This window comes from Vibrio sp. 1078-1, from assembly GCF_033340475.1.
In genome coordinates this window covers 1-524 of record NZ_JAWOWM010000870.1, presented here as the reverse complement: position 1 = coordinate 524, position 524 = coordinate 1, and the positions used below count along the sequence as shown (strand labels likewise).

General features: G+C 45.2%; 1 protein-coding gene and 1 pseudogene. Both read right to left on the bottom strand.

Annotation, left to right across the window (positions count from 1 at the left end; all coding sequences use genetic code 11):
- Positions 1-222 (bottom strand): annotated as a pseudogene (locus tag R7190_RS30550) (EscC/YscC/HrcC family type III secretion system outer membrane ring protein); the annotation flags it as partial.
- Positions 210-524 (bottom strand): YscB family type III secretion system chaperone VscB (gene vscB, locus R7190_RS30545; RefSeq protein WP_318138301.1); only part of this gene is annotated, 315 nt, incomplete at its 5' end. The gene vscB and the pseudogene R7190_RS30550, both read right to left, overlap by 13 nt.

Sequence of the window (524 nt, the reverse complement as noted above, 5' to 3'; positions counted from 1 at the left end):
CACTTTGTCGCTCACAGACACGGATACTCGATAGTTGGCACCAAAGTTGTTAAGCAGATCTTTCAGCGAATCGTTATCGGCATAGTAACGAAACGGTTGTTCTGGCCAATTGAGCTCTGTCGCTTGTACAGAAAACATCGGAACGACACACAGTGCGCACAATGTCATTTTGGCGGCAATGCGCCCTATTTTTGGCATGAGAGTTCGCATTACGGTAACCACACATGATGACTGATGGTGTGATTAACACGCTCGTGTTCAAGCCATTCCATGTAGCGTTCACACACGTTGGCATGTTGCGCAAGAAGTTCTGCAAACTGCTCATTTGAAGTGTTTTCTATCATCGCTTTGCCTTGCAAAATCAATTGTTGATCAGCGTTTGCGGTGAGCACGCTTGGCGTATCTCGAAGCGTTTTTAGTGATAGCTGCATACAACGTTTTAATGCTTGTTCTTGTTGGTAATCGAGATGTTCATTGAATCGAAGTGGCAAGGCAGTTTCCCATAAGATCCATGATGAGTGCTG